The following is a 13,797-nucleotide window of genomic DNA, read 5'->3' as shown; positions in this document are numbered from 1 at the left end:
TGGTCCGTCTCCCGTTCTTTCCTGATCTGTGTTCGATGCTCAGTCGTCGTCGCCGTGGAAGCGCCGTCTGACGGACAGCAGTTCCACCTCGGGGCGCCCGGCGACCAGCCGCTCGCACCGGTCGAGTACGTCGGTCACGTGCCCCGCGTCTCCTGCGACCACCGCGAGGCCGATGCCGGCCCGCCGGTAGAGGTCCAGGTGGTCCACCTCGGCCGCGCTCACCGCGTACTTCCGCTGGAGTTCGGCGACGATCGGGCGGACGACGGAGCGCTTCTCCTTCAGCGACCGTACGTCGCCCAGGAGGAGGTCGAAGGACAACGTCCCCACATACATGTATGAATCCGGATGACCCGCCGGTACGGGATCGATGGCCCCGCCGCCGGAAGGGGCAGGGACACCAAAACCGTACAACGAACACCGGGGGCGGCTCGACGGAGTTTTCACCGGGGGCCGTCGGGCCAGGGGCGGTGTGCCGGGGCCGAAACCCCGGGCAGACGGCACGCCGGCCGACGGGACAAGGTCCCGTCGGCCGGCGGTGATCCGTCGGCGGTCACACCCGCTGCGGGGTGTTACACCCGCGGCTTCTCGCGCATCTCGTACGTCGCGATGACGTCGTCGATCTTGATGTCGTTGAAGTTGCCGAGGTTGATACCACCCTCGAACCCTTCGCGGATCTCGGTGACGTCGTCCTTGAAGCGACGCAGGCCCTCGATGTTGAGGTTCTCCGCGACCACCTTGCCGTCGCGGATGAGGCGCGCCTTGGTGTTGCGCTTGACCTCGCCGGAGCGGATGAGGACACCGGCGATGTTGCCCAGCTTGGACGACTTGAAGACCTCGCGGATCTCCGCCGTACCGAGCTCGACCTCCTCGAACTCCGGCTTCAGCATGCCCTTCAGGGCCGCCTCGATCTCCTCGATCGCCTGGTAGATGACCGAGTAGTACCGGACGTCCACGCCCTCGCGCTCGGCCATCTGTGCCGCGCGGCCTGCCGCGCGGACGTTGAAGCCGATCACGATGGCGTCCGAGCCCATCGCCAGGTCGATGTCCGACTCCGTGACCGCACCGACGCCGCGGTGCAGGACGCGGATGTCGACCTCTTCGCCGACGTCCAGCTGGAGCAGGGAGGACTCAAGAGCCTCGACGGAACCAGAAGCGTCACCCTTGATGATCAGGTTCAGCTGCTGGACCTCGCCGGCCTTCAGCACCTTGTCCAGGTCCTCGAGCGAGACACGGCGCGTGCGCTTGGCGAACGCGGCGTTCCGCTCGCGGGCGGCACGCTTCTCCGCGATCTGGCGGGCCGTACGGTCCTCCTCGACCACGATGAAGTTGTCGCCGGCACCCGGGACGTTGGTCAGACCCAGGACCTGCACCGGCGTCGACGGGCCGGCCTCGGCCACGTTGTTGCCGTTGTCGTCGAGCATCGCCCGGACGCGGCCGTACGCGTCGCCGACCACCATCGTGTCGCCGACCCGCAGCGTGCCTCGCTGGACGAGGACCGTCGCCACGGCACCACGGCCGCGGTCGAGACGGGACTCGATCGAGATGCCCTGCGCGTCCTGGTTCGGGTTGGCCCGAAGGTCCAGGGCGGCGTCGGCCGTGAGGACCACGGCCTCCAGCAGGCTGTCGATGTGCAGGCCCTGCTTGGCGGAGATGTCGACGAACATGGTCTCGCCGCCGTACTCCTCGGCCACCAGGCCGTACTCGGTCAGCTGACCGCGCACCTTGGTCGGGTCCGCGCCCTCGACGTCGATCTTGTTGACCGCGACCACGATCGGCACATCTGCCGCCTTGGCGTGGTTCAGCGCCTCGACCGTCTGCGGCATCACACCGTCGTTGGCCGCGACCACGAGGATCGCGATGTCCGTCGACTTGGCACCACGGGCACGCATGGCGGTGAACGCCTCGTGACCCGGGGTGTCGATGAAGGTGATCGCCCGGTCCTCGCCGTTGACCTCGGTCGCGACCTGGTAGGCACCGATGTGCTGGGTGATGCCACCGGCCTCGCCCGCGATGACGTTCGTCTTGCGGATCGCGTCGAGCAGACGGGTCTTACCGTGGTCGACGTGACCCATGACGGTCACCACCGGCGGACGGACGACCAGGTCCTCCTCGGAGCCCTCGTCCTCACCGAACTCCAGGTCGAAGGACTCGAGCAGCTCGCGGTCCTCCTCCTCGGGGCTGACGATCTGAACCGTGTAGTTCATCTCGCCGGCGAGGAGCAGCAGGGTCTCGTCGGTGACGGACTGCGTGGCCGTGACCATCTCGCCGAGGTTCATCATGACCGCGACGAGGGACGCCGGGTTGGCGTTGATCTTCTCCGCGAAGTCGGTGAGCGACGCACCGCGCGACAGGCGAATGGTCTCGCCGTTGCCGCGAGGCAGCATCACACCGCCGACCGACGGGGCCTGCATGGCCTCGTACTCCTGACGGCGCTGCCGCTTCGACTTGCGGCCACGACGCGCCGGACCGCCGGGACGGCCGAACGCACCCTGCGTGCCACCGCGACCACCCGGACCACCGGGACGACCGCCGAAGCCGGGACGGCCACCGCCGCCACCGCCGAAGCCGCCGCCACCACCGGGAGCGCCGCCACCGGGACGACCGGCGAAGCCGCCGCCGCCACCCGGACGACCGGCACCGCCGCCGCCACCCGGACGACCGGCGAAGCCGCCGCCACCGCCCGGACGACCGCCGCCGCCACCGGGACGACCGGCACCGGCCGGACCACGGCCGCCGCCGGGGCCGCCGCCGGGACGCGGGCCGGCAGCGGGACGCTGCGGCATCATGCCGGGGTTCGGACGCGGACCCGCGGGGCCGCCGCCGGGACGCGGACCGCCCTGCGGACGGGGCATCGAGCCCGGAGTCGGGCGCGAACCGCCCGGAGCCTGCGGACGGGGACCGCCACCGGCCGCACCCTGCGGACGGGGACCGCCCTGACCCGCACCCTGCGGACGCGGGCCGCCGGGGGCACCGCCCGGACCGCCCGGACGGGGGCCGCCCTGCGGACGGGGCGCCTGCGGACGCGCCATACCGGTGGAGCCACCGGAGGTGAAGGGGTTGTTACCCGGACGGGGACCGGCCGGACGGCCACCGGGACGCGGTCCCTGGCCACCCGGACGCGGGGCACCCGGACGAGCGGCCTGACCGCCGCCCTGTCCCTGGCCACGCCCCTCGGGACGTGCGCCGCCGGGCTTCGGGCCGCCGGGACGGGCTCCCGGACGCGGGGCCTGAGCCGGGGTCTGGGCAGCCGGAGCCGACGGCGGTGCCGTGAACTCGGGCGTGCTCGGGGCCGGGGCCGCCGGGGCGGGCCGCGGCGCGGGCTTCGGGCCGGGCGTCGGCCGCGGACCCGGGGCGGGGGCCGCCGCCGGGCGCTCGGGCGCGGGGCGCTCGGCCGCCGGGGGCTTGGGCGCCGCCGGGCGCGGGGCAGCCGGACGGGCGGCCTGCGCCGGGGAGGGCGCCGCCGGCCTGGCCGGTGCGGCCTTGCGGGAGGCGGTGGGCTTGGCGCCACCGCCGTTCCCCTGCTGCAAGGCGTCGGTCAGCTTGCGTACTACGGGCGCCTCGATCGTCGAGGACGCCGATCGGACGAATTCACCGAGTTCCTGGAGCTTGGCCATGACGACCTTGCTCTCCACACCGAACTCCTTGGCGAGTTCGTAGACCCGGACCTTAGCCACTTCGCTCCTTTGAGGTCCGGGTTGCGGCCGGACCGTCGCTAGTTCATGGGCGTACTCATCGCGTACTCATCGAGTGCTCATCGCAATCTCGACCTGCTTTCGACTCGCGAGGTACCAGACCGCACAGCGTTCCGCGCGGCGCGTTTTCTTACGGTGTTACCTGCTCAGCAAGGTGCTGTCGGCAACGTTCGGTCTGCTCGACGTACTGGCGCAACGCCTTTATGTCGAGCGGTCCCGGGAGGCGGAGCGCCCTCGGGAATGCCCGGCGGCGGACCGCCAGGTCGAGACAAGCCGACACGGGGTGCACATAGGCACCCCGGCCGGGCAGCGTACCGCGAGGATCGGGGACGCAGTCGCCCTCGATCACCACCGTGCGCAGTAGTTCGATCTTGGCCGCTCGCTCCCGGCACCCCACACAGGTGCGCTCAGGGCATGCGCGGGCATGCGTCCGGCCAGACACGGTTAAGTCTACCTCCCCGCACCGACCTCACCCCTTTGGGGCAAGAATCGAACGCTTGCTGCGCAACAAACTGTCGTGATCTCAGCGACGCCCGGCCGGGATCTATTCCCCCGGACGAGGCCGGAGACCTCATTCCTGCCGGTCGGCGGGCTGCTCGGTGTCGGGTCGGATGTCGATCCGCCAGCCGGTCAGACGGGCCGCGAGGCGGGCGTTCTGCCCCTCCTTGCCGATCGCCAGCGACAGCTGGTAGTCCGGGACCGTCACCCGGGCGGAGCGGGCCGCGAGGTCCACGACCTCCACCTTGGAGACACGGGCCGGGGAGAGGGCGTTCGCCACCATCTCGGCCGGGTCGTCCGACCAGTCGACGATGTCGATCTTCTCGCCGCTCAGCTCGCCCATGACGTTGCGGACCCGGCCGCCCATCGGGCCGATGCAGGCGCCCTTGGCGTTCAGACCCGATCGGGTGGACCGGACGGCGATCTTCGTACGGTGGCCGGCCTCACGGGCGATCGCGGCGATCTCGACGGAGCCGTCGGCGATCTCCGGCACCTCCAGGGCGAAGAGTTTCTTCACCAGATTGGGGTGGGTGCGCGAGAGGGTGACGGACGGACCGCGCACACCCTTCGCCACCCGTACGACGTACGACCGGATCCGCTTGCCGTGCTCGTACGACTCACCCGGCACCTGCTCCTGCACCGGCAGGATGGCCTCCAGCTTGCCGATGTCCACGAGCACGTTCTTGGGGTCGCGGCCCTGCTGGACCACACCGGTGACGATGTCGCCCTCGCGGCCCGCGTACTCGCCGAGCGTCGCGTCGTCCTCAGCGTCGCGCAGACGCTGCAGGATGACCTGCTTGGCGGTGGTGGCGGCGATGCGGCCGAATCCCGACGGGGTGTCGTCGAACTCGCGCGCCTCCTGCCCCTCATCGAGGTCCTCGGGGTCCTCCTTCGCCCACACAGTCACATGGCCGGTCTCCCGGTTGAGCTCCACGCGCGCGTGGCGGCGGCTTCCCTCGGTGCGGTGGTAGGCGATGAGGAGGGCCGCCTCGATCGCCTCGACCAGCAGGTCGAAGGAGATCTCCTTCTCCCGAACCAAGCCCCGCAGGGCACTCATGTCGATGTCCACGGCTACGCCTCCTCCTCTTCCTTCATGTCCTTCGTGTCCTTGCGGTTGAACTCGACCTGTACGCGCGCCCTGTCGATCTCCGGGAAGGCGAGTCTGCGGGTGGTGGCCTTGCGGCCCTTCACACCCGGCACCTCGAGGTCGACTCCCTCGTCGTCGACCTGCATGATCCTGGCGACCAGCTCGCCGCCCTCGGTCAGCTGGAATCTCGCCAGCCGGCCCTCGGCCCGTACGTAGTGCCGGTGTTCCGTGAGGAGGCGCTCCGCGCCCGGGGTTCCGACCTCGAGGGTGTACTCGCCCTCGCCCATCGCGTCCGTCTCGTCGAGCTTCGCCGAGAGCGCGCGGCTCACATCGGCGATCTGGTCCAGGTCGGCTCCGGCGTCGGAGTCGACGACGACGCGCAGCACACGCTTGCGCCCCACGGAGTCCACCACGATCTCTTCGAGGTCAAGGCCCTCGGAGCTGACGAGCGGTTCCAGCAGTTCTCGCAGCCTCTCGCTCTGGGTGGTGCTCATCCGGGTGACTCCTCGGCCGCGTGTGCTGTTGTGGGATGGTCGCGTGTCAGGTCAAAGGGTATCCGGTCCCGGAGGGTGTTGCCGTCCACCGGCACCGCCTCCCGGCCGCCCGCGGGCCCGGCCGGATCCCGGGTGCTGCGGCCCGGCCGAGCCGATGGCGATCAGTGCGGCGGGGCGCGGGTACGGTGATCACGGGCAGCCGCCCATCCGTTCGTACGAGGTCTTCGAGGACGTCTGCCGTGCCGTTCCCTCCGCACCCGCGCATCCGTCTGCGCAGAAGGAGTCTGCTCGCGTCGGCCGCGGGTGCCGCGCTGGTCGCGGGCTGTTCCGCCGCCCCCGATACGGCCGGCCCGGGCCGGTCCACCTCGGCCGCCGACCGGGTACGCGCGCGTGCCGCCCGCGACAGCGAGGAGCTGGCCGAGCGCTACGCCGACGTGATCGCCGCCCATCCGGCACTGGCGGCCCGACTGGGCCCGCTGCGCACGGAAACCGTCCGGCACGCACAGGCGTTCGGCGGCCACCCCGGGACCTCGGTGTCCCCGTCCGCTTCGGGGTCGGCGTCGGCGTCTCCCCCCGGTCCGGCCCCGTCGTCTTCCGCGTCGGCGTCTCCATCCACTTCGGCATCGGCATCCCCGTCCGCTCCGGGGACCGGATCCCCGTCCGCTTCCGGGTCCGCGCCCCCCTCGGCGTCCGCCGTGCCCGCGGACCCGAAGGCCGCCCTCGCCGGGCTGGCCTCGGCCGAACGGACCCTGGCCGACCGGCGGACGGCCGAGCTGCTGGACGTGCCGGGCGAACTGGCCCGGCTGTTGGCGTCCGTGGCGGCGGCCGGGGCCGCCCATGTGTATCTGCTGACGGAGGGCGGAAAATGAGCGGCAGCGACAGCACGCCGAAGGACGGCGGCGAGCTGGCGGCCCTGCAGGCCGCCCTGCGCGCCGAGCACGCCGCGGTCTACGGCTACGGTGTCGTCGGCGGACGCGTCGAGCGGGCCCGCCGAGCCGAGGCGCAGGCCGCCTACGACGCCCACCGCGCCCGGCGGGACGAACTGGCCCGGGCGGTACGGGACCTGGGCGGCGCGCCGGAGCCCGCCGCGGCCGGGTACGCGATGCCCTTCTCCGTCCCCGACTCCGCCGCCGCCGTGCGGCTCGCCGCCGAGCTGGAGGAGCGGGTGGCCGGGGTGTACTCGGACCTGGTGCGGGCCTCGACGGGCGCGCGGCGGCGGTCCGCGGCCGGGGCACTGCGCGAGGCGGCGGTGCGGGCGGTGCGCTGGAGCGGCGAGAGCGTAGCCTTCCCTGGTCTGGCCGAGCGGGCGGCGGCGGCCTCCCCCACCGCGTCGGTGACACCGCGGACCTGAGCGGCGCCGCGGGACGTAGGCGTACGCGCATCTGGCACGCGTGCGAAGCCGACCTGGAAGGGAACAACTCGCGCATGGCTTTCGAACCGCCGCGGCGTCTCGTGCGGGCGCTGGGCGAGACGCACCGGGACGGCGGCGCCGAGTGGCTGGCCACGCTGCCCGGGCTGATCCGGCAGGCCGTGGATCTACGCGGGTTGACCGTGGAGCGGGTGCAGGCGCCGGGCGGCCGGAGCAGCCTGGTGCTGCTGGTGCGGCAGGCGGACGGCGCGCCCGCGGTGCTGAAGCTGGCGCCGCCCAGGGCCCGGCCGGAGAGCGAACGGGCGGCCCTTGTGCACTGGAACGGCTCGGGGGCCGTACGGCTCCTGGACGCGGACGCCGAGCAGGGCGTGCTGCTGCTGGAGCGGCTCCATCCGGAGATGTCGGTGCGCTCGCTGCCGGAGGCGAAGGCCCTGCTGGAGGCGGCGGGCACGCTGCGCCGGCTGTGGGTCGAGCCGCCCGCCTGGCACCCTTTCGAGACGGTGGCCGGGCGTACCGGGCGGCAGGCCGAGGCGATGCGGGAGGGTGCCCGGACGGACCCCGAGGCAGCGCCGCTGATCGAGGCGGCGCTCGCGGCCCGTGAGCAGTTGCTCGCCGCCCCGCCCGAGGAGCGGCTGCTGCACGGCACCCTCCGGCAGAGCAAGATCCTCGCCGGGGAGCGGATGCCGTGGCTCGCGGTGGGCCCGGATCCGGTGGTCGGCGAGTGCGCCTTCGATCTGGCGCGCCTGGTGCGCGACCGGGTGGAGGACCTGATCGCGGCGCCCTCCGGTGCGTCGATCACCCGCCGCCGGGTGAAGCGGCTCGCGGAGTCGCTGGACCTGGACCAGGAGCGGCTGCGCGGCTGGACGCTGTTCCGGGCGGTCGAGTCCGGGGTGCGGGCGCGCCGGGTGGGCCGCACCCAGGACGCGGAACTGCTGCTGGAGTTCGCGACCTGGCTGTAGCCGTCCCGAAGCCGTGGAAGAAGCCGACGGCCGCCGGTCTCTGAGACCGGCGGCCGTCGTCGTGCAGAAGGGCGCGGACGGTCAGGCGGTGAGGCGGGCGATCGCCTCGTCCACCGTCAGTTCCTCGCGCTCGCCGGTGCGGCGGTCCTTCAGCTCCACCACACCCTCGCCGGAGCGGCGGCCCGCCACCAGGATCTTCGGCACACCGATCAGCTCGGCATCGGTGAACTTCACACCCGGGGAGACACCGGCCCGGTCGTCGACCAGGACGCGGAGGCCGGCCTCGGCCAGCTTCCCGGACACCTCAAGAGCCAGCTCGGTCTGGAGCGCCTTGCCCGCCGCCACCACGTGCACATCGGCCGGGGCGACCTCCGCGGGCCAGCACAGGCCCTGCTCGTCGGCGGTCTGCTCGGCGAGCGCGGCGACCGCGCGGGAGACACCGATGCCGTAGGAGCCCATGGTCACGCGGACCGGCTTGCCGTTCGGGCCGAGGACGTCGAGCTTGAGGGCGTCGGCGTACTTGCGGCCCAGCTGGAAGATGTGGCCGATCTCGATGGCACGGTCGAGCTTGAGACCGGTGCCGCACTTGGGGCACGGGTCGCCCTCCTGCACCACCACGACGTCGACGTAGGCGTCGACCTTGAAGTCGCGGCCGGAGACCACGTTCTTGGCGTGCATGCCCTCCTTGTTGGCGCCGGTGATCCAGGAGGTGCCGGGGGCCACGCGCGGGTCGGCGATGTACGTGATCTTCTCCAGGCCCTGCGGCCCGACGTAACCGCGCACCAGGTCGGGGCGGGCGACGAAGTCGTCGACGGTGACCAGCTCGACGCCGGCCGGCGCGAAGTGGGCCTCCACCTTGTCCATGTCGACCTCGCGGTCGCCGGGGACACCGACGGCGACGATCTCGCCGTCGACCTTCACCAGGAGGTTCTTCAGGGTGGCGGAGGCCGGGACGCCGAGCGAGGCGGCGAGGGTCTCGATGGTCGGGGTGTCCGGGGTGGGGATCTCCTCCAGCGCGGGCACCTCGCCGGCGTCGACCGGCTTCAGCTCGTAGGTGATCGCCTCGGTGTTCGCGGCGAAGTCGCAGTTCGGGCAGTCGGCGAAGGTGTCCTCGCCGGCCTCGGCCGGGGCGAGGAACTCCTCGGACTTGGAGCCGCCCATCGCGCCCGCGGTCGCGGCGACGATCCGGTAGTCGAGGCCGAGGCGCTCGAAGACCCGCTGGTAGGCCTGGCGGTGCAGGGCGTAGGACTGGGCGAGGCCCTCGTCCTCCAGGTCGAAGGAGTACGAGTCCTTCATCAGGAACTCACGACCGCGCAGGATGCCCGCGCGCGGCCGGGCCTCGTCCCGGAACTTGGTCTGGATCTGGTAGAGGATGACCGGCAGGTCCTTGTACGAGGACGCCTGGTCCTTCACCAGCAGGGTGAAGATCTCCTCGTGGGTCGGACCGAGCAGATAGTCGCCGCCCTTGCGGTCGTGCAGGCGGAACAGCTCGGCGCCGTACTCGTCCCAGCGGCCGGTCGCCTCGTACGGCTCGCGCGGCAGCAGGGCGGGGAGCAGCACCTCCTGCGCGCCGATCGCGTCCATCTCCTCGCGGACGACCCGCTCCACGTTGGCGAGGACCTTCTTGCCGAGCGGCAGCCAGGTCCACACGCCCGCGGCGGTACGGCGCACATAGCCGGCGCGGACCAGCAGCTTGTGGCTGAGGACCTCGGCGTCCGCCGGGTCGTCGCGCAGCGTCTTCGCCATCAACTGGGACATGCGCTGGACCGGTGCGTTCGCCATGGTTTCTCGTACTCCTGCCGATGTGATCCCCCCGCCCGGGCGGGACCGCGCGGGGAGGAGGCTGATGGCTAGGAGATTAGCCGGGCTTGCTGTGCCGGTGGAAATCCGTTAACGGCGGCGGAGTGGCAGGGGGGCGCCCATCACGGCGTACGGCTTCGGCGCACTGGGGAAGACCACCCGTCGTGCCAGGTCCACATAGCCCAGGGAGTGGTACAGGCCGCGGGCCGGGCTGTCCATGTCGATCGCCGAGAGGATCGAGCGCGGCTGGGCGGCGACGTCGGTGATGGTGGTGATCAGGCGGCGGCCGACACCCCGGTTCTGGTAGGCCGGGTGGACATGCAGTTCGGTGATCACGAAGGAGCTGTCGAGCCAGTCGTCGTGCCCCTGGGCGCGAAGATAGGGCTCGACGACGGTGGACCACCAGTGGGTACGGTCGTTGGGCATGCCGTAGACGAAGCCGGCGAGCCGTCCGTCGGCGGTGGTGGCGCCGAGGGCACGCGCACCCGGGTAGGTGATGTGCCGCAGCACGATCTGGCGGCGCACGGCGACCTCCTCGGCGCCGAGCCCGAACGCGATGGCCTGTACGGCGAGCGCCTCGTCGACGCGCTCGGACAGGTCCAGGGGGCCGATCACTACGTCGTCGGGGGTACGCGGCATGCCTGGAGCCTACCGGGGTGCCGGGCCGCTCTCAGAACAGAATGCTCATGAAAGCGCCGACCTCCTGGAACCCGACCCTGAGGTAGGTCCGCCGGGCCGCCGTGTTGAAGTCGTTGACGTACAGGCTCGCCACCGGCGCCACCTCGTGCAGCGCGTAGCGCAGCACCGCCGCCATGCCGGGCGCCGCGAGGCCCTGGCCTCGGTACTCGGGGGCGACCCACACGCCCTGGATCTGGCAGGCCCTCGGGGTGGCCGCGCCGATCTCCGCCTTGAACATGACCCGCCCCTGGTCGTCGAGCCGGGCGAACGAACGCCCCGCACCGACGAGTTCCGCGACCCGGGCCTGGTAGAGCAGCCCGCCGTCGCCCGCCATCGGGGAGACGCCGACCTCCTCGGTGAACATCGCCACGCACGCCGGCATGATCGTCTCCATCTCGTCCTTGCGGACGCGGCGGACGTACGGATCCGGGGCGATGTCGGCGGGCATACGGTCGGTGAGCATGAGCGGCTGATGGGCGCGGACCTCACGGGCCGGGCCCCAGCCGGGCTCCAGCAGCCGCCACAGCTGGGCGGTGGGCCCGGCGGGTCCGACGATGGAGGAGCAACGGCGCCCGGCCCGCCGCGCACGGTCGGCGAAGGCACGCACCGCACGCGGGGTCGCGCAGATCGGCACGAGGTTGGCGCCCGCGTAGCACAACGACGTGAGCATTCCGTCCTCGTACCAGCCCCACATCTCGCCGCCGAGACGCCACGGGTCGAGGCCTGCGACCTGCACCCGGGACGTCACGAAGGCGTTCTGGACCGGCTCGCGGTCGAGGACGGCGAGCGCGGCGTCCAGGTCACTCGGTTCGAGGACCCGGGTGGTGGTCTGCGTCAACACGTGGGGATGCCTCACCCTGGGGTCTGCTGATCTCCGCACTGTACCTGGCGTGCCGCGGGGGCGCCGCCCCGTAGCGCCCGGTAAGGGCACCGTCACGTGGTGGCGAACCCTATGAATGCCTTCCAGGCGGTGGGCGGGAGGGTGAGGGTGGGGCCCGTTTCGGGGGCGAGTTTGGAGTCACGGATGTGGAGGGCGGTGGGGCAGGGGGCGACCTCCAGGCATTCGCCGCCTTCACCGTCGCTGTAGCCGGACTTGAACCACACGAGCTCGGACGCTTCTTGGGCGTTCATCTCTCCCCCGGCAACTTCTCTGCGTGGGCCAGTGATTCACGGGGTGGCAGGGCCTGGGCGCGCAGAACGCCGTACCGCTCGTCCAGTTGGTTCCCTGACGGTGGACCGGTCAGTGAAGAGGCGGCTGCTCTTGAACGCCTCCACGTAGGCGATCCTGCGCTCGTTGATTGTCTCGATCAAGGTGAAGCGACCTGAAAGTGCCGCATGTTCCTCACGACTGTCCGGCATGACCTGGATCTCGACGTTGGGTCGCTCACCAATGAGCAGGATCTGCTCCAACTGCCCTCGCATGACCGCCGGTCCACCCAACTGCTTCCGCAGAACCGCCTCTTCGATCACGAAGCTGATCACGGACATCGGCCTACGCACGAAGATCGCCTGCCGGGCCAGTCGCGCCGCCACGCGCTGTTCGATCGTCGACTCGTCCAACGGAGGCCGTCGTATGGCGAACACCGCTCGCGCATACTCCTCCGTCTGCAACAGACCGGGGACCGTCGGCACGGCGAAGAAATGCAACGCGACCGCCTCCTTCTCCAACTTCGCCGCATCCTGGAAGAACGGCGGATACTGCACCCTCTCCATCTCCTCGACCAGCTCCAGCAACACCCCATGCGCACCCAGCACTTCATGCGCCTGCCCGATGAAGCGCCGCGACGGAATCCGCCTCCCCTGCTCGAACGAGGCGATCGTCGACTCCGAGTACCCCGTACGCGCCCCCAGTTCCGCGCGTCCCCACCCCGCCCGTGTCCGCAGCCTCTTCAACTGCCGCCCGAAGATGCGCGGCACACCCGTCCCCACGGCCTGCTCGTCGCTCATACACCCCTCACCGCTCTCACCGCAGCACCGGTTACGGCTCGCCTCGCGTACAGATGCGTCCCGACCACGTACAACGCGCCACGGTCCCGGCTCAGCCGCCGTTCAACGCTACGCAGCGTGCGCGAGCGTTGGCCCCATGAAGTCAGCGACTCCCTCCGACTGGCATCTGCCGAAGCGCAACCCGTCCGCACACACGTTCGAGATGCGGTTCACGTCCACTCCCCGGGGCGCCCGGCTCGCCCGGCGTCTCGTCTTCCACCGTCTCCACGAATGGGGTCACCCCTACGACGGCACCCTCAACGAGACCGTCACCCTGATCGCCGCCGAGCTGGCCGCCAACGCCGTGCGGCACGGTCATGTGCCGGGGCGGGACTTCCATCTGCGGCTCGTCGCCGCGCCGGACGGCGTACGGCTGGAGGTCTCCGACACCCGCGGCAAGCGGCTGCCCGAGGCGCGACCCCTGCGGGACCCGGCGACCGACGAGTCCGGGCGGGGGCTGCTGCTGGTGGAGGCGCCGGCCGAGCGGTGGGGCGTGGAGCCGCGCAGTCCCGGGAAGTGCGTCTGGGCGGACGCACGACTGAGTCCCGCCACCCCCAGGTGACGGGACTCAGGAAAAGCTCGGGGAGGAAGTGTCACTCCGCGACCGAGACGGACGGCTCGCCGGAGGCCACGCCGTCCTTCTCCATCTGCTCGGCCAGCTTCATGGCCTCCTCGATCAGGGTCTCCACGATCTTCGACTCAGGGACCGTCTTGATGACCTCGCCCTTGACGAAGATCTGGCCCTTGCCGTTGCCGGACGCCACACCCAGGTCGGCCTCCCGCGCCTCGCCCGGGCCGTTCACGACACAGCCCATGACCGCCACCCTCAGCGGGACCTCCATGCCGGTCAGGCCCGCCGTGACCTCCTCGGCCAGCTTGTAGACGTCCACCTGGGCGCGCCCGCAGGACGGGCAGGAGACGATCTCCAGGCCCCGCTGGCGCAGGTTCAGCGACTCCAGGATCTGGGTGCCGACCTTGACCTCCTCGACCGGGGGCGCGGACAGGGAGACGCGGATGGTGTCGCCGATGCCCTGGGAGAGCAGGGCGCCGAAGGCGACGGCCGACTTGATGGTGCCCTGGAACGCGGGGCCCGCCTCGGTGACACCGAGGTGGAGGGGGTAGTCGCACTGCTCGGCGAGCTGGCGGTACGCCTCGATCATCACGACCGGGTCGTTGTGCTTGACGGAGATCTTGATGTCCCGGAAGTCGTGCTCCTCGAAGAGGGAGGCCTCCC

15 protein-coding genes are annotated in these 13,797 nt (G+C 71.5%); 4 read left to right on the top strand and 11 right to left on the bottom strand.

Features of this window, described 5'->3' with window-relative positions:
* Positions 1-39: 39 nt before the first annotated feature.
* From AB0L95_RS33450 to rimP, 5 genes are all read right to left on the bottom strand, one after another.
* On the bottom strand, positions 40-333 hold the full coding sequence (locus tag AB0L95_RS33450; RefSeq protein WP_365168319.1) for a DUF503 domain-containing protein: 294 nt from the start codon (positions 331-333) through the stop codon (positions 40-42).
* Between the two features lie 236 nt (positions 334-569).
* On the bottom strand, positions 570-3,674 hold the full coding sequence (infB, locus tag AB0L95_RS33445) for a translation initiation factor IF-2 (protein WP_365168317.1): 3,105 nt from the start codon (positions 3,672-3,674) through the stop codon (positions 570-572).
* A 148-nt stretch (positions 3,675-3,822) separates the two neighbouring features.
* A complete protein-coding gene (locus AB0L95_RS33440) occupies positions 3,823-4,134 on the bottom strand; it encodes a YlxR family protein (RefSeq protein WP_365168314.1) in 312 nt (103 codons plus the stop codon).
* 129 nt (positions 4,135-4,263) lie between these two features.
* Entirely contained in the window at positions 4,264-5,259 is a 996-nt protein-coding gene (nusA, locus tag AB0L95_RS33435) for a transcription termination factor NusA (RefSeq protein WP_365168312.1), read from the bottom strand.
* Positions 5,260-5,261: 2 nt separating this feature from the next.
* Positions 5,262-5,771, bottom strand: a complete 510-nt coding sequence (gene rimP, locus AB0L95_RS33430) for a ribosome maturation factor RimP (protein ID WP_365168310.1) — start codon at positions 5,769-5,771, stop codon at positions 5,262-5,264.
* 239 nt (positions 5,772-6,010) lie between these two features.
* On the opposite strand from rimP, the gene AB0L95_RS33425 reads away from it, so the two are divergent.
* The 3 genes from AB0L95_RS33425 (at position 6,011) to AB0L95_RS33415 (ending at position 8,099) form a co-directional block, all read left to right on the top strand.
* The gene (locus tag AB0L95_RS33425) at positions 6,011-6,640 is read left to right on the top strand and encodes a hypothetical protein (RefSeq protein ID WP_365168308.1); all 630 of its coding nucleotides are present in this window, start codon (positions 6,011-6,013) and stop codon (positions 6,638-6,640) included.
* Positions 6,637-7,122: a ferritin-like domain-containing protein gene (locus tag AB0L95_RS33420; protein ID WP_365168305.1), complete on the top strand. Its 486-nt coding sequence runs from the start codon at positions 6,637-6,639 to the stop codon at positions 7,120-7,122. Before AB0L95_RS33425 ends, AB0L95_RS33420 begins: the two co-directional genes overlap by 4 nt.
* 74 nt (positions 7,123-7,196) lie before the next feature.
* On the top strand, positions 7,197-8,099 hold the full coding sequence (locus AB0L95_RS33415; RefSeq protein ID WP_365168303.1) for an aminoglycoside phosphotransferase family protein: 903 nt from the start codon (positions 7,197-7,199) through the stop codon (positions 8,097-8,099).
* An 81-nt stretch (positions 8,100-8,180) separates the two neighbouring features.
* On the opposite strand, the gene AB0L95_RS33410 is transcribed toward AB0L95_RS33415, so the two are convergent.
* The 5 genes from AB0L95_RS33410 to AB0L95_RS33390 form a co-directional block, all read right to left on the bottom strand.
* Positions 8,181-9,881 carry a proline--tRNA ligase gene (locus AB0L95_RS33410; protein WP_365168301.1) on the bottom strand — a complete coding sequence of 567 codons (1,701 nt, stop codon included), beginning with the start codon at positions 9,879-9,881 and terminating at the stop codon, positions 8,181-8,183.
* Positions 9,882-9,989: 108 nt separating this feature from the next.
* Positions 9,990-10,538: a GNAT family N-acetyltransferase gene (locus AB0L95_RS33405; RefSeq protein ID WP_365168299.1), complete on the bottom strand. Its 549-nt coding sequence runs from the start codon at positions 10,536-10,538 to the stop codon at positions 9,990-9,992.
* A gap of 31 nt (positions 10,539-10,569) precedes the next feature.
* Complete coding sequence (locus tag AB0L95_RS33400) at positions 10,570-11,418, bottom strand: GNAT family N-acetyltransferase (protein ID WP_365168296.1); 849 nt, start codon at positions 11,416-11,418, stop codon at positions 10,570-10,572.
* Positions 11,419-11,510: 92 nt separating this feature from the next.
* Positions 11,511-11,708: a DUF397 domain-containing protein gene (locus AB0L95_RS33395; RefSeq protein WP_365168293.1), complete on the bottom strand. Its 198-nt coding sequence runs from the start codon at positions 11,706-11,708 to the stop codon at positions 11,511-11,513.
* A gap of 36 nt (positions 11,709-11,744) precedes the next feature.
* A complete protein-coding gene (locus tag AB0L95_RS33390) occupies positions 11,745-12,524 on the bottom strand; it encodes a helix-turn-helix transcriptional regulator (protein WP_365168291.1) in 780 nt (259 codons plus the stop codon).
* 136 nt (positions 12,525-12,660) lie between these two features.
* Between AB0L95_RS33390 and AB0L95_RS33385 the strand changes: the two genes are divergently transcribed.
* Entirely contained in the window at positions 12,661-13,125 is a 465-nt protein-coding gene (locus AB0L95_RS33385; RefSeq protein ID WP_365168289.1) for an ATP-binding protein, read from the top strand.
* Between the two features lie 31 nt (positions 13,126-13,156).
* Here the strand turns inward: AB0L95_RS33385 and AB0L95_RS33380 are convergent.
* Positions 13,157-13,797: flavodoxin-dependent (E)-4-hydroxy-3-methylbut-2-enyl-diphosphate synthase (locus AB0L95_RS33380; RefSeq protein WP_365168287.1), on the bottom strand; the 641-nt coding region annotated here is incomplete at its 5' end.

This window comes from Streptomyces sp. NPDC052036, from assembly GCF_040680495.1.
In the GTDB taxonomy this organism is placed as follows: domain Bacteria; phylum Actinomycetota; class Actinomycetes; order Streptomycetales; family Streptomycetaceae; genus Streptomyces.
This window is presented reverse-complemented; position numbering and strand designations above follow the sequence as displayed.

Bases quoted from the DNA above. Each gene is read 5' to 3' on its own strand.
- AB0L95_RS33405 (WP_365168299.1), bottom strand. From the start codon at position 10,538: ATGCCGCGTACCCCCGACGACGTAGTGATCGGCCCCCTGGACCTGTCC.
- AB0L95_RS33450 (WP_365168319.1), bottom strand. From the start codon at position 333: ATGTATGTGGGGACGTTGTCCTTCGACCTCCTCCTGGGCGACGTACGG.
- AB0L95_RS33395 (WP_365168293.1), bottom strand. From the start codon at position 11,708: ATGAACGCCCAAGAAGCGTCCGAGCTCGTGTGGTTCAAGTCCGGCTAC.
- AB0L95_RS33415 (WP_365168303.1), top strand. From the start codon at position 7,197: ATGGCTTTCGAACCGCCGCGGCGTCTCGTGCGGGCGCTGGGCGAGACG.
- AB0L95_RS33420 (WP_365168305.1), top strand. From the start codon at position 6,637: ATGAGCGGCAGCGACAGCACGCCGAAGGACGGCGGCGAGCTGGCGGCC.
- AB0L95_RS33385 (WP_365168289.1), top strand. From the start codon at position 12,661: ATGAAGTCAGCGACTCCCTCCGACTGGCATCTGCCGAAGCGCAACCCG.
- rimP (WP_365168310.1), bottom strand. From the start codon at position 5,771: ATGAGCACCACCCAGAGCGAGAGGCTGCGAGAACTGCTGGAACCGCTC.
- AB0L95_RS33410 (WP_365168301.1), bottom strand. From the start codon at position 9,881: ATGGCGAACGCACCGGTCCAGCGCATGTCCCAGTTGATGGCGAAGACG.
- AB0L95_RS33390 (WP_365168291.1), bottom strand. From the start codon at position 12,524: ATGAGCGACGAGCAGGCCGTGGGGACGGGTGTGCCGCGCATCTTCGGG.